At 65.3% G+C, this 14,730-nt stretch carries 16 protein-coding genes; 10 read left to right on the top strand and 6 right to left on the bottom strand.

From position 1 onward, the window contains the following. Window positions 1-6: 6 nt before the first annotated feature. On the bottom strand, window positions 7-186 hold the full coding sequence (locus GPL20_RS19675) for a hypothetical protein (protein WP_063688946.1): 180 nt from the start codon (window positions 184-186) through the stop codon (window positions 7-9). Between the two features lie 161 nt (window positions 187-347). Between GPL20_RS19675 and GPL20_RS19670 the strand changes: the two genes are divergently transcribed. Then, a complete protein-coding gene (locus GPL20_RS19670; protein WP_157331163.1) occupies window positions 348-1,145 on the top strand; it encodes a DODA-type extradiol aromatic ring-opening family dioxygenase in 798 nt (265 codons plus the stop codon). A gap of 256 nt (window positions 1,146-1,401) precedes the next feature. Here the strand turns inward: GPL20_RS19670 and GPL20_RS19665 are convergent, their stop codons facing one another. From GPL20_RS19665 to glgC, 3 genes are all read right to left on the bottom strand, one after another. Next, entirely contained in the window at window positions 1,402-1,662 is a 261-nt protein-coding gene (locus GPL20_RS19665) for a SemiSWEET transporter (protein ID WP_157331162.1), read from the bottom strand. A gap of 114 nt (window positions 1,663-1,776) precedes the next feature. Continuing rightward, window positions 1,777-3,234: a glycogen synthase GlgA gene (glgA, locus tag GPL20_RS19660; RefSeq protein WP_157331161.1), complete on the bottom strand. Its 1,458-nt coding sequence runs from the start codon at window positions 3,232-3,234 to the stop codon at window positions 1,777-1,779. After that, window positions 3,231-4,493, bottom strand: a complete 1,263-nt coding sequence (gene glgC / locus GPL20_RS19655; protein ID WP_157331160.1) for a glucose-1-phosphate adenylyltransferase — start codon at window positions 4,491-4,493, stop codon at window positions 3,231-3,233. The genes glgA and glgC overlap by 4 nt, the downstream gene beginning before the upstream one ends. A 335-nt stretch (window positions 4,494-4,828) precedes the next feature. Here glgC and GPL20_RS19650 point away from each other — a divergent pair, with 335 nt between their 5' ends. Further along, on the top strand, window positions 4,829-5,269 hold the full coding sequence (locus GPL20_RS19650; RefSeq protein WP_157331159.1) for a hypothetical protein: 441 nt from the start codon (window positions 4,829-4,831) through the stop codon (window positions 5,267-5,269). A gap of 134 nt (window positions 5,270-5,403) precedes the next feature. Here GPL20_RS19650 and GPL20_RS19645 read toward each other — a convergent pair whose 3' ends face one another. Together GPL20_RS19645 and GPL20_RS19640 are read right to left on the bottom strand one after the other, a co-directional pair. Further along, complete coding sequence (locus tag GPL20_RS19645; protein WP_157331158.1) at window positions 5,404-6,384, bottom strand: ABC transporter substrate-binding protein; 981 nt, start codon at window positions 6,382-6,384, stop codon at window positions 5,404-5,406. A 130-nt stretch (window positions 6,385-6,514) separates the two neighbouring features. After that, a complete protein-coding gene (locus tag GPL20_RS19640) occupies window positions 6,515-6,724 on the bottom strand; it encodes a hypothetical protein (RefSeq protein ID WP_157331157.1) in 210 nt (69 codons plus the stop codon). Between the two features lie 134 nt (window positions 6,725-6,858). Here GPL20_RS19640 and GPL20_RS19635 point away from each other — a divergent pair, with 134 nt between their 5' ends. From GPL20_RS19635 to GPL20_RS19600, 8 genes are all read left to right on the top strand, one after another. Further along, the gene (locus GPL20_RS19635) at window positions 6,859-7,959 is read left to right on the top strand and encodes an ABC transporter substrate-binding protein (RefSeq protein WP_157331156.1); all 1,101 of its coding nucleotides are present in this window, start codon (window positions 6,859-6,861) and stop codon (window positions 7,957-7,959) included. Next, window positions 7,937-8,959 carry an ABC transporter permease gene (locus tag GPL20_RS19630; protein WP_157331155.1) on the top strand — a complete coding sequence of 341 codons (1,023 nt, stop codon included), beginning with the start codon at window positions 7,937-7,939 and terminating at the stop codon, window positions 8,957-8,959. The genes GPL20_RS19635 and GPL20_RS19630 overlap by 23 nt, the downstream gene beginning before the upstream one ends. Next, window positions 8,953-9,753 (top strand): ABC transporter ATP-binding protein, encoded by an 801-nt coding sequence (locus GPL20_RS19625; protein ID WP_157331154.1) that lies wholly within the window; start codon window positions 8,953-8,955, stop codon window positions 9,751-9,753. The genes GPL20_RS19630 and GPL20_RS19625 overlap by 7 nt, the downstream gene beginning before the upstream one ends. Then, on the top strand, window positions 9,747-10,919 hold the full coding sequence (locus GPL20_RS19620; protein ID WP_157331153.1) for an acyl-CoA dehydrogenase family protein: 1,173 nt from the start codon (window positions 9,747-9,749) through the stop codon (window positions 10,917-10,919). Before GPL20_RS19625 ends, GPL20_RS19620 begins: the two co-directional genes overlap by 7 nt. Before the next feature lie 30 nt (window positions 10,920-10,949). After that, the gene (locus GPL20_RS19615; protein ID WP_157331152.1) at window positions 10,950-12,050 is read left to right on the top strand and encodes an LLM class flavin-dependent oxidoreductase; all 1,101 of its coding nucleotides are present in this window, start codon (window positions 10,950-10,952) and stop codon (window positions 12,048-12,050) included. 198 nt (window positions 12,051-12,248) lie between these two features. Then, window positions 12,249-13,094, top strand: coding sequence for a CmcJ/NvfI family oxidoreductase (locus GPL20_RS19610; protein ID WP_157331151.1), 846 nt, complete (start codon window positions 12,249-12,251; stop codon window positions 13,092-13,094). Between the two features lie 102 nt (window positions 13,095-13,196). Next, window positions 13,197-13,511 (top strand): septal ring lytic transglycosylase RlpA family protein, encoded by a 315-nt coding sequence (locus tag GPL20_RS19605; protein ID WP_254125370.1) that lies wholly within the window; start codon window positions 13,197-13,199, stop codon window positions 13,509-13,511. 47 nt (window positions 13,512-13,558) lie between these two features. Then, the gene (locus GPL20_RS19600; protein WP_157331150.1) at window positions 13,559-14,728 is read left to right on the top strand and encodes a Gfo/Idh/MocA family protein; all 1,170 of its coding nucleotides are present in this window, start codon (window positions 13,559-13,561) and stop codon (window positions 14,726-14,728) included. The last annotated feature ends 2 nt before the right edge of the window (window positions 14,729-14,730 follow it).

Here is a 14,730-nt window from a genome sequence, read left to right as displayed (position 1 = left end):
ATTGGATCAAGCCGCGAGTTCGACGCGCGGCGCCGGGCTCAGCCGGTCTTCCTCGAGATAGTCCATCGCGCCGTCCTTCTCGACGGCATAGAACTGCTGGCCTTCCCTGGACCTGTAGGCGGCGCGGACGACGCCGCGGCGGCCCTTGTCACTGTTGACGACGTCCCCCAGCGAAAACTTCCTCATCTCACGTCCTCGTCACGTACTAGTCTCCTGGCCGACTCCTTCGGCCACATCAGGGATTCTGGAAGGCGAATCGTTAATGGCTTGCTAACCATCGCGGTTTGCCTATGCTCGCCGCCGGTCGCGCGGGCAGCTTGCGCGCGCATGCCCAACGAGACGAGCCCATGACGCGATTTCCGATCTTCTTCCTGTCGCATGGCGGCGGTCCCTGGCCGTTCATGGAGGACAGGCGGGTGCAATATGCGAAGACCGCCGCCGAGTTCGGCCGCCTGCCGCAGCTTCTGCCCGAGAGGCCGAAGGCCGTGCTCGTCATCACCGGACATTGGGAGGCCGATGCATTCACGGTGTCGACCTCGGCGCATCCGCCGATGGTGTACGACTATTACGGTTTCCCCGAGCACACCTACCACCTGAAATATCCGGCGCCGGGCAAGCCCGAACTGGCCGCCGAGGTGAAGGCGTTGCTCGCACGTGCCGGTCTCGATTGCCGCGAGGACGCCAATCAGGGTTTCGACCACGGCACCTTCGTGCCGCTCGGCCTGATGTATCCGGACGCCGACATGCCGATCGTGCTGTTGTCGTTGAAGTCGAGCTACGATCCGGCCGAGCACATCCGGGTGGGGCAGGCGATCGCGCCGCTCCGCGACGAAGGCATCCTGATCGTCGGCAGCGGGCTCACCTATCACAATATGCGCGGCTTCGGCCGGTCGGAATCCAAGCCGGTCTCGTATGATTTCGAGGCCTATCTGAACGAAGCGATCGGCCACGAGGATGCGACGCGCCGCAATGCGATGCTGGTCAACTGGGAGAGCGCTCCCAGCGCGCGGCTCGCGCATCCCCGCGAGGACCATCTGCTGCCGCTGATGGTGACGGCGGGTGCCGCCGGCAGCGACGTCGGCCGCCGCCTGTTCGTCGACGAGGTCGCCAATGTGGCGATGGCGTCGTATGTGTTCGGCGGGTGAGTCTTCTCCCTCTCTCGCGGTACGGTTATCGCATGTGGCTTTTGGGGCGACCTGAGCGCGCGCCTCGTCCTTCGAGACGACCGCTTCGCGGTCTCCTCAGGATGAGGCTAATCAACATCGGTGCCCGTCGAAACCGCTGCCGCACGCTCCGTCCTCATCCTGAGGAGCCCGCCCAAAGCGGGCGTCTCGAAGGATGCGCCGCAGGGAAATCGCCCTCAAATGCGATAGCCCTGCTGCAAGGGGAGAGGTGAAGAGCTCACCCGTATTTCAGCTTCATGAACAAAATGCCGCCGGCGAGGACCATGGTCACGGCATTGGCGGCGACCAGCGGAGCGTCGCCGGAGAGCAGGCCGTAGACGAGCCAGAGCGCGAGGCCCAGCACCATGACCAGAAACATGCCGAGCGAGATGTCTCGTGCCGAGCGGGTCTTCCAGACCTTGATGAATTGCGGCGCGTAGGCGACGGTGGTGCAGGTTGCGGCGGCAAAGCCGAGCAGCTTGATCGCGAAGGGGTCCATGCCGGCTCTATAGCATGGATTCGGTTACAACCATGCCTGGAGAACGCGGCTCCAGATTCTGGTTTTGGCGCGTTTTCTCTGCGCGAACCGGTATCCACTTCGCTCGAAAACGCTCTACACGCGGCGGGATGCCATGAGGTTGCGATAGAGTGCGGCATAGTCGCCGGCGCGGTTGCGCCAGGAGACGTCGGTCGCAAGGCCGTTTCGTTGCAGCCGGCGCCAGGTCGGCTTGTCGTGGAAGCTGGTGTTGGCCTTGCGCAGCGTGCCGGCGAGGGCCTCGGCCGTCACGGGGCCGAACTTGAAGCCGGTGGCAGCGCGGCCGGACGCGTCGGCCTCGTCGATGTCGACGATGGTGTCCTCCAGCCCCCCGACGCGCGACACGATCGGGACGGCGCCATAGCGCAGCGCGCAGAGCTGGGTCAGTCCACATGGCTCGAAGCGCGAGGGCACGATGAGCGCGTCCGAGCCGGCCTGCATGAGATGGGCCAGGACCTCGTCATAGCCGATCATGACGCCGATCCGGCCGGGATTGGCGCGTGCGGCGGCCTGGTAGCGGTCCTGGAGATCGCGATCGCCGCTGCCGAGCAGCGCGAGCTGCATGCCTTCGCCCAACATGGTAGGAATGGCCTCGAGCAGGAGATCGAGCCCCTTCTGCCAGGACAGGCGGCTGATGACGCCGAGCAGGGGCGCCTCGTCCGAGGAATCGAGGTTGAACTGATGCTGAAGCACGGCCTTGTTCGCGGCCCGGAACGTCAGGTCCTCGGCGCCGAAGCGGTAGGCGATGTGCGGATCTTCTTGCGGATTCCACACCGATATGTCGATGCCGTTGAGGATGCCGCTCAAGACATCAGCGCGTTCGCGCAGCAGGCCGCCGAGGCCCATGCCACCCTCGTCGCTCTGGATCTCCTGCGCGTAGGTCGGCGATACCGTGGTGATGCGGTCGGCGAGTTGCAGCCCCGCTTTCAGGAAGCTGATGCCGCCGAAATATTCGACGCCGTGGACGTTGTAGGAGTCCCAGGGCAGGCCGATTGCGCCGATCAGATCTGGAGCGAACTTGCCCTGATAGGCCATGTTGTGGATGGTCATCACGGTGCCGGGCCGCGGACGGTTGTCGTAGTGCAGATAGGCCGGCGCGAGCCCCGCCTGCCAGTCATGGGCGTGCACGATTTCGGGCACGAAGGCCGGAACGAGGCCGTGGCCGATATCGGCCGCCACGCGGGAGAGCGCGGCGAAGCGGAGACCGTTGTCCGGCCAATCGACGCCCTCGCTGGTGACGTAGGGGTTGCCCGGGCGCGCATAGAGATGCGGCACGTCGAGCACGAACAGATCGAGCCCGTCGTGCGAGCCCGCGAGCAGGCGTCCAGGCCCGCCGAAATAATCCGGCCAGCGCCGGATTTCCTCCGCGCCGGCGAGCATCCGCGTCACGTCGGGATAGCCGGGCATCAAGGTGCGCATCTCGACGCCATGCGCCTTCAACGCAATCGGCAGCGCGCCGGCGACATCCGCGAGGCCGCCGGTCTTGACGATGGGATAGACTTCAGAAGCGACCGCGAGGACGCGAACAGGCGTCATGTATTGAGCCTGTCGATCATCGGTTGGGTGATCAGCGAGATACCCTGCTCGGTGGTGCGGAAGTGCCTGGCGTCGAACTCGGGATCTTCGCCGACGACCAGACCCTCGGGGATCTCGACGCCGCGGTCGATCACGACGTTCTTCAGCCGCGCGCCGCGCCCGACATTGACGTAAGGCATGATGACGGCGTTCTCGACATTGGCGTAGGAGTTGATGCGCACGCCGGTGAACAGCAGCGAGCGTCGCAGCGCGGCACCGGAGATGATGCAGCCGCCCGAAACCAGCGAGCTCACCGCCTGGCCGCGCCGGCTCTCCTCGTCGTGAACGAATTTGGCCGGCGGCGTGATCTCCGCATAGGACCAGATCGGCCAGGCGCGGTCGAACAGGTCGAGTTCCGGCACGACGTCAGTGAGATCGATGTTGGCGGACCAATAGGCGTCGACGGTGCCGACGTCGCGCCAATAGGAGCCATTGTGACTGCCGGAGCGCACGCAGGAGGTCGAGAACTGGTGCGCGAACGCGCGGCCGTTCTTGACGAGATACGGAATGATGTCCTTGCCGAAATCGTGGTTCGAGTTCGGATCCTCGGCGTCGCGCTTGAGCTGGTCGAACAGGAATCTCGCGTCGAACACGTAGATGCCCATGCTGGCGAGCGATACATCCGGCTTGCCGGGCATCGGCGGCGGATCCTTCGGCTTCTCCAGGAACGACTGGATCCAGCCCTTCTCGTCGATATGCATGATGCCGAAGCCGGAGGATTCCGCGCGCGGCATTTCGAGGCAGCCGACCGTGACGTCGGCACCGCTCTCGACATGCTCGCGCAGCATCACCTCGTAGTCCATCTTGTAGATGTGGTCGCCGGCCAGCACGACGATGAAGCGGCAGGCGTGGGATTCGATGATGTCGATGTTCTGGTAGACCGCATCCGCCGTGCCGACATACCACATGTTCTCGGAGACGCGCTGGCTGGCGGGGAGGATGTCGAAGCTCTCGTTGCGTTCGGGGCGGAAGAAGTTCCAGCCCATCTGGAGGTGCCGGATCAGGCTGTGCGCCTTGTACTGGGTGGCGACCGCGATGCGGCGGATGCCGGAGTTCACCGCGTTGGACAGCGCGAAATCGATGATGCGGGATTTGCCCCCGAAATAGACCGCGGGCTTGGCGCGCCGGTCGGTCAGTTCCAGGAGCCGGCTGCCGCGCCCACCGGCGAGGACGAACGCCAGTGCCTGGCGGGCAAGCGGCTCACTACCGACGGCGTTCATGTCATCCTCCCACGCTCTGGCGCAAGCCGGGGTCTCCGCGAGAGATCTCTCGGCTGCGCATCATTGGAACCGATAGTAACGGTACGAATAGTAAATCGGAAAGGTGGTTGTTGGTTGCGAACGCGCGGGAAGCTTAATGCTTTGCCCGTGGTCTGTGGCGCCGTCGCATCGGTGTCATATCGGCGCGTGCCGGCGCCGGCCTGACCAAGGTGGAGGCATGCGCGGGCTCTCTTGTGCGTCGCACGCTAAATCGAGGCTTTGACTTGGCGCAACGATGCCCGATCATGGCGCTGCGATCCTTTTCCAAGTGAAACGTCAGACAGGGAGTAAAGACGATGAGCATCTGGAAAGTGGCAATTGCCTGTTCGCTGGCGGGCGCGGTCATGGCCAGCCAAACGCAGCCGGCCGGAGCGGCGCCGCTGCCAACCAATGTCGCGACCATGAAGGCCGCGGTCGGCGATGACGTCACGCAGGTGCACTGGCGTGGCGGCTGGGGCGGCGGCTGGGGATGGGGCCTGGGCGGCCTTGCCGCCGGCGCGATCATCGGCGGCGCCATCGCCGCCAGCAGTGCGCCTTACGGCTACGGCTATTATGGAGGCGGCCCATACTATGGCGGCTATGGATATCCGGGCTATGGCTATGGTTACGCCCCGGCCTATTACGGCTACGGGCCGGCCTACGCCTATCCCCGCTACTATGGCTATCGCCGGTACTACCGGCCATATTATGGCTATTATCGGCCGTATGCGCGCCCGTACTACCGCGCCTATTGGTGAGCGCAGCGCCTAGAGCGAGAGCCATACGATCAGGCTCATGCAGGCAAGATGTGCGAGCACGATCACGGCGAGATGCAGCGGGCCGGCCTTGAGGCTGGACTTGCGCATCCCGCCGCCGCTCTCTCGAAAACGCTCTAGTTCGATCCCGCGGCCGCGGCCGTGAAGCTGCGGTCAACGGCCTTGTTCACGTCAAGCTTCTTCGGCAGGATGCCGTAGCGCGTCGAGCGGTCGGAGGCTGCCTGCACCTCCTGCACGACATTCTCGTCGATCACGATCGGGCTGGTGCGCTGCGCGGTGTAGGCCGAGAGCAGCACGTCTTCCGGCAGCTTGGTCAGTTCGGCCGTATTCTTTGCATATTCGGCAAGGTGATCAAGCGACCATAGCCGCGCCTTGTTCAGCCGCTGCACGAGATCCTGCACCGCCGCGCGCTTGGTGGCGATGGCGTTGTCGGAAGCGACGATGAAGGTGATGGTCGGCGTCAGGCCTTCGCCGTCGGCGATCACGCGGGCCTTGTCCTTCAGCGTCGCGAAGGAGACGTAGGGCTCCCACACTGCCCATGCATCGATCGAACCCGCGACCAGCGCGATCTTGGCATCGACAGGGCCGAGCGGCGCGAAGGTCGCATCCTCCAGCTTGATCTGCGCCTTCTCCAGCGTGGCGTCGATCAGGAACTGGCCCCAGCCGCCGCGGGTGCCGGCGAGGCGCTTGCCCTTGAGGTCGGCGGCCGACTTGATCGGTGAATCCTGGCGCACGAGGATGGCTTGCGTCTTCGCATCCGATCTCGTGCCGCCGATCGCCTTGATCGGCGCGCCGGCCGCGTAGACCGAAAGGAACGAGAGATCGCCGGTGTAACCGACGTCGAGCGCGCCGGCGTTGAGCGCTTCCAGGATCGGCGCGGCCGCGGGGAATTCCGACCACTCGATCTTGTAGGGCAGGTCCTTCGCATAGCCCGAGATTTCGAGCAGCGAGCGGTTGCCGCCCTTCTGGTCGCCGACGCGCAGCACGACGGTGTCGGCCGCGAACGACGCGGCGGCCGTCGACAGGGTGATCGCGGCGGCAAGCAGCGATGCGGCGAGACGGCGGGTGATGGGATGATGATGGGAGTTGGTGCGCATGTGACCTGTCTTGTTGCTTTGCTCACGACGCGTGAGCGAACGATGCAGCGAGACGATCAAGTCTATGATCGCGCGACGCGCGGTCAATGAAATGGCTATCCGTATTACAGATGCGTCAGGCAATTGCGTTTCAGCAAAGCGCCGCTTTCGAGAACGAGCGGTGTGCGCAGGCGAAATTGCGCAGGAATGAAGCAGGAGCGGCAGGCGCGGCGCGCTCTGCCGACAGATGCATCGGCGAAAATCCTTTCATCGTTCCCGCACGCGCCGCTGGAGAGAATGACTTCGCTTCGCGCCACATTCGAAATTCCATTTCATTGACGATGCGGCGAGCGCGCCGCATGATTTGCGCATCGCATCAACGCGGCGCGTGAGCGCCGCAGGAAGACATTCTCTCAACGCAGCTCCGCACGGAACATGCGCAACGCGACACGTTGCGCGCATGGCGGAGCCGTGCCAGCGCAGGAGCGGGGACTGATGAACAACGACAACAAGAGCGCCGGATCGAGGCTCGACCGGCGCCATCTGCTCCAGGCAGGCTTCGCGGCGGCTTTCGCCGCGCCGCTCGGCGCGCTGGGCGCGCAGGCCTTCGCGCCGCGCGGGATCGCGCCCGGTGTCGACTTCTCGGAGTTTCCGCTGTGCCGGACGGCGTCCGATACACCCGTGCTCGCCGGCGCGCCCCGTAAGCTGAAGCTGTCGTGGAATGCCGGCGCGGTCTGCCTCGCGCCCGTGCCGGTCGCCATCGAGCACGGCTTCTTCCAGAAGCACAATCTCGACGTCGAGCTCGTCAATTACTCCGGCTCGACCGACCAGTTGCTCGAGGCGATTGCGACGGGAAAGAGCGACGCCGGTCTCGGCATGGCGCTGCGCTGGCTGAAGCCGCTCGAGCAGGGGTTTGACGTCAAGATCGCCGCCGGCACCCACGGCGGCTGCATGCGCGTGCTGTCGCGCGCCGATTCCGGCGTCGGCAAGCTGGCGGACCTCAAGGGCAAGATCGTCGCGGTCGGCGATCTCGCCGGTCCCGACAAGAATTTTTTCTCGATCCAGCTGGCAAAGCTCGGCATCGATCCGGTCAAAGATGTCGACTGGCGCGCCTATCCCGGCAATTTGCTCAACGTCGCCGTGGAGAAGGGCGAGGTGCAGGCCTTCCTGTCGTCCGATCCGCTCGCCTATCTCTGGCTCAAGGATACGCAGTACAAGGAGGTCGCTTCCAATCTCGACGGCGAATATCGCGAAAAGAGCTGCTGCATCCTCGGCCTGCGCGGCAGCCTGGTGCGCGAGGAGCCGCAGGTCGCGCGCGCCATTACGCAGGCGTTGCTCGATGCCGCGATGTTCACCGCGCAGAATGCGACGGTGGCGGCGAAGTCGTTCCAGCCCTACGCGCCCAAGGCGGCAACGCTTGCCGACATCGAGGGCATGGTGCGCTACCACACCCATCATCATCATCCCGTCGGCGAAGTCCTGAAGCGCGAGCTGAAGGCCTATGCCGATGATCTGAAGAGCGTGCAGGTCTTCAAGCCGAGCACTGACACGGCCAAATTCGCGGAGCGCATCTATGTCGACGTATTCGCTGTCTGACGGCCTCGCCTCCGGCGCGCCGCGCCTCTCGCGCACGCCGCTGCTTGCGAGCTGGCTTCGGGAGTCCGGCGTTGGGGTTCTCGCCAGCATCGCGTGGATCGCCTTTGGTCTCTCCTGCCTGTGGTGGCAGGATGTCGGCGACTGGTCGCGGACCCATTCGCTGGGGATTGCCGCCTTCGTCATCGCCGCCGTCGCGCTGTTCGGAACCGTCGGTGCCGACTACCTGGGATCGGCGGGAAGGGCGTTGCACAAGCGCGCGCCCTGGCTCGTCGCGCTCGGAGCCTTCCTGACCTTGTGGGAGCTCGCGACCGCAAAGTTCGCCTGGCTGCCGCTGCCGTTCTTTCCACCGCCGCAGGCGATCATCGAGGTCTATACCGACGATCTGCCAAAGCTGCTCGACAGCGTGCTCGCCTCGGTCAAGCTCCAGCTCGGCGGCTACCTGATCGGCGCGACGGTCGGCTTCCTCACCGGCGTCTCGATCGGCTGGTCGCGCGCGGTCGGCTATTGGGTGCATCCGGTGCTGCGTTTCATCGGCCCGCTGCCGGCGACCGCCTGGCTGCCGATCGCTTTCTTCACCTTCCCGTCGAGCTGGAGCGCTTCGACCTTCCTGATCGCGCTCGCGACCGGCTTCCCCGTGACCGTGCTGACCTGGTCGGGCGTCGCAAGCGTCAGCAACGCGTATTACGACGTCGCGCGCACGCTGGGGGCAAAGCCCTCGTTCCTGGTGCTGAAGGTCGCGATCCCCGCGGCATTGCCGCATGTGTTCGTGGGCCTGTTCATGGGGCTCGGCTCGTCCTTTGCCGTGCTCGTCGTCGCCGAGATGATCGGCGTCAAGGCCGGGCTCGGCTGGTACCTGCAATGGGCGCAGGGCTGGGCCGCCTACGCCAACATGTATGCGGCGCTGATCGTGATGTCGTTGCTCTGCTCCGGCGCGATCACGCTGCTGTTCACCATTCGCGACCGTCTCCTGGTCTGGCAGAAGGGAACCGTGAAATGGTAGAAGCTGTCGCACTGGCCGACATTGCCCCGCCGGTCGCCGCCGGTGCCGCCCTCGACATCGAGCAGGTCAGCCACGCCTTCGACATCGACGGCGCCGAGCTTCCTGTGCTGAGCGAGGTCAACATCGCGGTCGAGCCGGGCGAGTTCGTCGCGCTGCTCGGCCCCTCCGGTTGCGGCAAGTCGACCTTGCTGCGGCTCGTCGCGGGGCTCGACAAGCCCCGCTTCGGAACGCTGCGCGAGGACGAGCGCCGTATCAGGAATCCGCATCCCTCGCGCGTCGTGGTGTTCCAGGACCCGACGCTGTTTCCCTGGCGCACGGTCTGGGACAACGTCGCGCTCGGGCTGGAAGCACAGGGCATCCTGAAGAGCCAGCGGCATCGCGTGGACGACGCCCTCGATCTCGTTGGTCTAACGTCCTTCCGCAACGCCTATCCGCACCAGCTCTCCGGCGGCATGGCGCAGCGCGTCGCGCTGGCCCGGGCGCTGGTCAACGATCCGAAGATCCTCATCCTCGACGAGCCATTGGGCAAGCTCGACTCGCTCACCCGCATCACCATGCAGGCCGAGATCGTCGCGCTGTGGCAGCGCAAGGGCTTCACCACACTGCTGGTGACGCACGACGCCGAGGAGGCCTTGGTGCTCGCCAACCGCGTCATCGTCTTCAGCGATCGCCCCGCACGCGTGAAGGCCGACATCCGCGTCGACCGACCGTATCCGCGCCATCGCGGCGATCCATATCTCGCCGACCTGCGCCGCCAGATTCTCGGCCTGCTGGGGCTCGACGCGACATGGTGACCTCCGCAGCCCAAGGTCGGGCCGCCCATGGCGAGCCCGACTACATCGCGCGTGCCGAGGCGCTTGCGACGAGCTTTGCCGCGCGCGCGGCCGAGCACGACCGCACCGGCAGCTTTCCCTTCGAAAACTTTCGCGAGCTCTCCGAGGCGGGCCTGTTGTCGCTGACGGTACCGGCGGCCTTCGGCGGGGCCGGCGCCGGCGTAAGATACGCCGCGCGCGTCATCGGCATCCTCGCCAAGGCCGATTCCTCGACCGCACTCGTGCTGTCGATGCACACCATCAATCACCTGGTGATGGCGCGCAGCCCGACCTGGCCGGCCCGGCTGTCGCGCAAGCTTGCGCGCGAGAGCGTCGAAGGTGTCGCGCTCGTCAACGCGCTGCGGGTCGAGCCCGAGCTCGGCTCGCCAGCGCGCGGCGGCCTGCCGGCGACGGTCGCGCGGCGCACCGAAACTGGCTGGCGCCTTTCCGGTCACAAGATCTATTCGACGGGTTCGCCGATCCTGAAATGGTATCTGGTCTGGGCACGGACCGACGAGGCCGAGCCGCGCGTCGGACAGTTCCTGGTGCGGGCGGGCCTGCCGGGCATCCGCATCGTCGAGACCTGGGATCACCACGGCCTGCGTGCCAGCGGCAGCCACGACGTCGTCTTCGACGACGTCGTGATCCCGCTCGATGCCGAAGTGGACGTGCGCAAGCCGGCCGATTGGCGTGCACCGGACGTCGCGCAGGCGGCCGTCCACACGATCTTCGTCGCCGCGATCTATGACGGCGTTGCGCGGGCCGCGCGCGATTGGCTGATCTCGTTCCTGAAGCAGCGGGTTCCGGCCAGCCTTGGCGCGCCGCTGGCGAGCTTGCCGCGCGCACAGGAAATCGTCGGTGCGATCGAGGCGCGGCTCGCGGCCAATGCACGGCTGATCGATACGTTCGCCCGCGACTTCGACGACGGCGTCGATCTCTCCAGCGGCGAATCCAACGTCATCAAACTGACGGTGACCAACAACGCGGTGGTGATAGTCGAGGATGCCTTGTCGCTGACGGGCAATCACGGCTTGTCTCGCGCCAATCCGTTGGAGCGGCACTATCGCGACGTCCTGTGCGGGCGCGTGCACACGCCGCAGGACGATTCCACGCGCATCGGCCTCGGCCGCGCCGCATTGGGCCTCTAGCTTTTCCGGAAAACAATCAGGGAGACGGTCATGTCGATCGAGTTCATCGGCTTCATCAGCAACAACAATTCGTCCGAGACGATCGTCCGCGAAGGCCCGATTCTCAACCCCACCCACATCGAGACCGTTGCGAAGGCGCATGAGAACGCCGGCTTCGATCGCGCGCTGCTGGCGTTTCATTCGACGGCGCCGGACGCGCTCCAGGTTGCCCAGCACGTGCTCAACACGACCAGCCGCCTCAACGTGCTGATCGCGCAGCGGCCCGGCTTCACCGCGCCGACGCTGCTGGCGCGCCAGTTTGCGGCGCTCGACCAGTTCTCCCGCGGCCGCGTCGCGCTTCACGTCATCACTGGCGGCAATGCGACCGAGCTGCGGCAGGACGGCAACAGGCTCGACGACAAGGACGAGCGGTATGCCCGGACCTCCGAATTCCTCGATGTGCTCAAGCTGGAATGGACCAGCGACCAGCCGTTCACCTACAAAGGCAAGTACTACCAGGTCGAGAACGCCTTCTCGCAGGTGAAGCCGTATCGCCCCGAGGGCATCCGCGTCTATTTCGGCGGCGCCTCGGACGCGGCGATCGACGTCGCCGGCAAGCACGCCGACACGTTTGCGCTATGGGGGGAATCCTACGCGCAGGTACGCGACGTCACCTCGCGCGTTCACAACGCGGCCGTCAGGCAGGGGCGGCCGACGCCGCGCTTCAGCCTGTCGGTGCGGCCGATCATCGCCCCGACCGAGAAGCAGGCCTGGGGGAAGGCGGAGGAGATTCTGGCACGCGCCACGGCGCTCCAGGACAAGACTGGCTATCGCAAGCCCGCCGACGGCCACGCCACGGCCGGCGCGCGGCGCCTGCTCGCGCTCGCCGACCAGGGCAGCCGCATCGACAAGCGGCTGTGGACCGAGATCGCAAAGCTCACCGGCGCCAACAGCAACACCACCGCGCTGGTCGGTACGCCCGAGCAGGTCGCCGAAGTCTTCGGCGACTATTACGACCTCGGCATCACCCATTTCCTGATCCGCGGTTTCGATCCGCTGATCGACACCATCGAATACGGTCGCGAGCTGATCCCGCTGACGCGCAAGCTGATCGCCGAGCGTCGGGCCGTTCGCGGCGAGGCGGCTGAATAATCCGGGACACGAGACCTCACGGATACCTCAAGTATCCGTGAGGCGAGAAGAACGCTTCCAACCCGATCGCCATCGCCAAAACATTCGTTCTGCATTTCCTGCACTCCGCGACATCCGCATTGCTATTTGCAGCGCCTCCCTTGCAGCGCACCGCACCCCGTCAGAGATCAAGTAGACGACCACATCGGGAGACCGGCCATGGGCCTGCAAGAAACAAGAATCGAATCGCTTCCCTTCGTCACTGCCGAACTCAACTATCTCGCGCCGACCGCGGGCAAGCCGCGCACCTACGCCTTCGATCCGCCGCCGGGCGAGCCGAAGAGCACGGCGCTGCCCGAGCCGCATCAGGTGCCGATCTTCGACGCGCGCCTGATTGCCAATAATTTCTCGCTCGATCGCGAGGGCTTTGCACTGGTGCGTCACCCGACGCAGGTAAAGGACTTCTACAACGACGAGGAGGTGAGGGCGGTCTACTATCCCGCCGTCGAAGTCTTCTTGCGGGCGATGCTGAAGGCCGACCGCGTCGTCGTCTTCGATCACACCGTGCGCAGACGCGTCGAGGGCGCGGCCGATATTCGCGGGAGCGGTCCGCGCCAGCCTGCAACGCGCGTCCATGTCGACCAGACCGCCGTCTCCGGCGCCAACCGCGTGCGCGAACACCTGCCGGATGAAGCCGAAGAACTGCTCAAGGGCCGCGTGCAGGTGATCAATCTGTGGCGGCCGATCCGCGGCCCCTTGCGCGATTCACCGCTGGCGATGGCCGACGGCACGACGGTTAAGCCCGACGACCTCGTCGCCTCCGACCTGATCTATCCCAACCGGCGCGGTGAGACCTATTCGGTGACGTACAATCCGAACCACCGCTGGTTCTATTTCCCCGAGATGACACCGGACGAGGCGTTGCTGCTCAAGTGCTATGATTCCGCAACCGATGGCCGCACGCGGTTCGGGCCGCATACCGCCTTCATCGATCCGACCACGCCGGCCGACGCGCCGCCGCGCGAGAGCATCGAGATGCGCACCCTGGTCTTTCACAAACAGTAACAATCTTTGATGGAACTGCCGGGTTGCAGCCCCGCAGTTCCTGGAACTTGCGGGAACAAGCGACGTTTCAGCGCCGGGCAGGGCCAACCGGGGAGCGGAGCCGTGCGAGCGCAGCCGACGCTATTTGTTTGTCTGACCATTTTCTCGCTTTCTGCTTTATCTGTTGCACATGCCGAGAGCGGGCTTGCCTCCTATTACGGATATGGAAGAGCCGGCAAAGGCGGCGAGTTGACCTGCGCACACCGCACGCGTCCGTTCGGGAGCGTGCTCAAGGTGTCCTACAGCGGGCGCACGATTCAATGCCGCGTCAATGATCGCGGTCCGTTCATCCGCGGGCGTATCGTCGACCTGTCGGTGCCGGCCGCGCGCGCGCTCGGCATGATGAGCGCGGGCGTGGTGCCGGTCTCGGTGGATTAGGTCCGTCAGCGCGCTATAGTGCCGCCCTAAGCAAGGGTGAGGGCGCTATGGCAAGGATCAGGGTGGGACTCGTCGGCTGCGGCTTCGTGTCGGAGCTGCATATGTATGCGTTCCGGCGCGTCTATGGTGTGGACGTCGAGGTCGCGGCGGTGGCCGCGCGCGGCGATCGCGTCGTCGACTTCGCCGCCCGTCACCAGATCCCGCGCGTCTATCGCAGCTTCGCGGAAGCGATTGCGGACGGCGAGCTCGACATCATCGACATCTGCACGCCGCCCAACCTTCATGCCGGGATGATCGTTAGCGCCATGCAGGCCGGCAAGCATGTCATCTGCGAAAAGCCGTTCGCCGGCTATTTCGGCCGCGAGGGTGATGCGCAACCCATCGGCAAGCACGTGCCGAAGGCGCTGATGTATGAGCGCGTGCTGGAGGAGATGGACGCGACACGGGCCGCGATCGAGCGCACGGGCAAGCTCTTCATGTATGCCGAGGACTGGATCTACGCGCCCGCGGTGACCAAGACCGCCGAGATCCTAAGAGCGACCAAGGACAAGATCCTGTTCATGAAAGGCGAGGAGAGCCATTCAGGATCGCACGCGGCGCATGCCGCGCAATGGGCCATGACCGGCGGCGGCTCGTTGATCCGCATGGGCTGCCATCCGCTTTCGGCCGTGCTCTATCTCAAGCAGGTCGAGGCGAAGGCGCGCGGCGAGAGCATCCGCGTCGCCAGCGTGACCTGCGACGTCGGCAACGTCACCGCCGTGCTGAAGCCCGAGGAGCGCACTTACATCAAAGCCAATCCCGTCGACGTCGAAGACTGGGGCACGCTCACGGCCACCTTTTCCGATGGCACCAAGGCCACCGTGTTCTCCGGCGACATGATCATGGGCGGTGTGCGCAACCTGATCGAGACGTACACGTCCGGCGGCTCGTTGTTCGCCAACATCACCCCGAACACACATCTGATGAGCTACCAGACCAGCGAGGAGAAGCTCGCTTCCGTCTACATCACCGAAAAAGTCGATCGCAAGACCGGCTGGCAATATGTCTGCCTCGAGGAGGAATGGACGCGCGGATACTTGCAGGAGATCCAGGATTTCATGGAATGCGCCGCGACCGGACGCCAGCCGCTCTCGGACCTCGCGCTGGCTTATGAGACGATCAAGGTGAACTACGCGGGGTATTGGGCGGCGGAGGAGGGACGGCGGGTGGTGTTGTAGGG

It is taken from the genome of Bradyrhizobium cajani (assembly GCF_009759665.1).
GTDB lineage: Bacteria > Pseudomonadota > Alphaproteobacteria > Rhizobiales > Xanthobacteraceae > Bradyrhizobium > Bradyrhizobium cajani.
This window is presented reverse-complemented; position numbering and strand designations above follow the sequence as displayed.

What these genes read in the sequence shown, in the direction of transcription:
- GPL20_RS19620 (WP_157331153.1), top strand. Translation starts at nt 9,747, where the DNA reads ATGGTGACCTCCGCAGCCCAAGGTCGGGCCGCCCATGGCGAGCCCGAC.
- GPL20_RS19650 (WP_157331159.1), top strand. Translation starts at nt 4,829, where the DNA reads ATGAGCATCTGGAAAGTGGCAATTGCCTGTTCGCTGGCGGGCGCGGTC.
- glgC (WP_157331160.1), bottom strand. Translation starts at nt 4,493, where the DNA reads ATGAACGCCGTCGGTAGTGAGCCGCTTGCCCGCCAGGCACTGGCGTTC.
- GPL20_RS19630 (WP_157331155.1), top strand. Translation starts at nt 7,937, where the DNA reads ATGTCGACGTATTCGCTGTCTGACGGCCTCGCCTCCGGCGCGCCGCGC.
- GPL20_RS19600 (WP_157331150.1), top strand. Translation starts at nt 13,559, where the DNA reads ATGGCAAGGATCAGGGTGGGACTCGTCGGCTGCGGCTTCGTGTCGGAG.
- GPL20_RS19670 (WP_157331163.1), top strand. Translation starts at nt 348, where the DNA reads ATGACGCGATTTCCGATCTTCTTCCTGTCGCATGGCGGCGGTCCCTGG.
- GPL20_RS19615 (WP_157331152.1), top strand. Translation starts at nt 10,950, where the DNA reads ATGTCGATCGAGTTCATCGGCTTCATCAGCAACAACAATTCGTCCGAG.
- glgA (WP_157331161.1), bottom strand. Translation starts at nt 3,234, where the DNA reads ATGACGCCTGTTCGCGTCCTCGCGGTCGCTTCTGAAGTCTATCCCATC.
- GPL20_RS19610 (WP_157331151.1), top strand. Translation starts at nt 12,249, where the DNA reads ATGGGCCTGCAAGAAACAAGAATCGAATCGCTTCCCTTCGTCACTGCC.
- GPL20_RS19645 (WP_157331158.1), bottom strand. Translation starts at nt 6,384, where the DNA reads ATGCGCACCAACTCCCATCATCATCCCATCACCCGCCGTCTCGCCGCA.
- GPL20_RS19675 (WP_063688946.1), bottom strand. Translation starts at nt 186, where the DNA reads ATGAGGAAGTTTTCGCTGGGGGACGTCGTCAACAGTGACAAGGGCCGC.
- GPL20_RS19625 (WP_157331154.1), top strand. Translation starts at nt 8,953, where the DNA reads ATGGTAGAAGCTGTCGCACTGGCCGACATTGCCCCGCCGGTCGCCGCC.
- GPL20_RS19665 (WP_157331162.1), bottom strand. Translation starts at nt 1,662, where the DNA reads ATGGACCCCTTCGCGATCAAGCTGCTCGGCTTTGCCGCCGCAACCTGC.
- GPL20_RS19640 (WP_157331157.1), bottom strand. Translation starts at nt 6,724, where the DNA reads ATGCGGCGCGCTCGCCGCATCGTCAATGAAATGGAATTTCGAATGTGG.
- GPL20_RS19635 (WP_157331156.1), top strand. Translation starts at nt 6,859, where the DNA reads ATGAACAACGACAACAAGAGCGCCGGATCGAGGCTCGACCGGCGCCAT.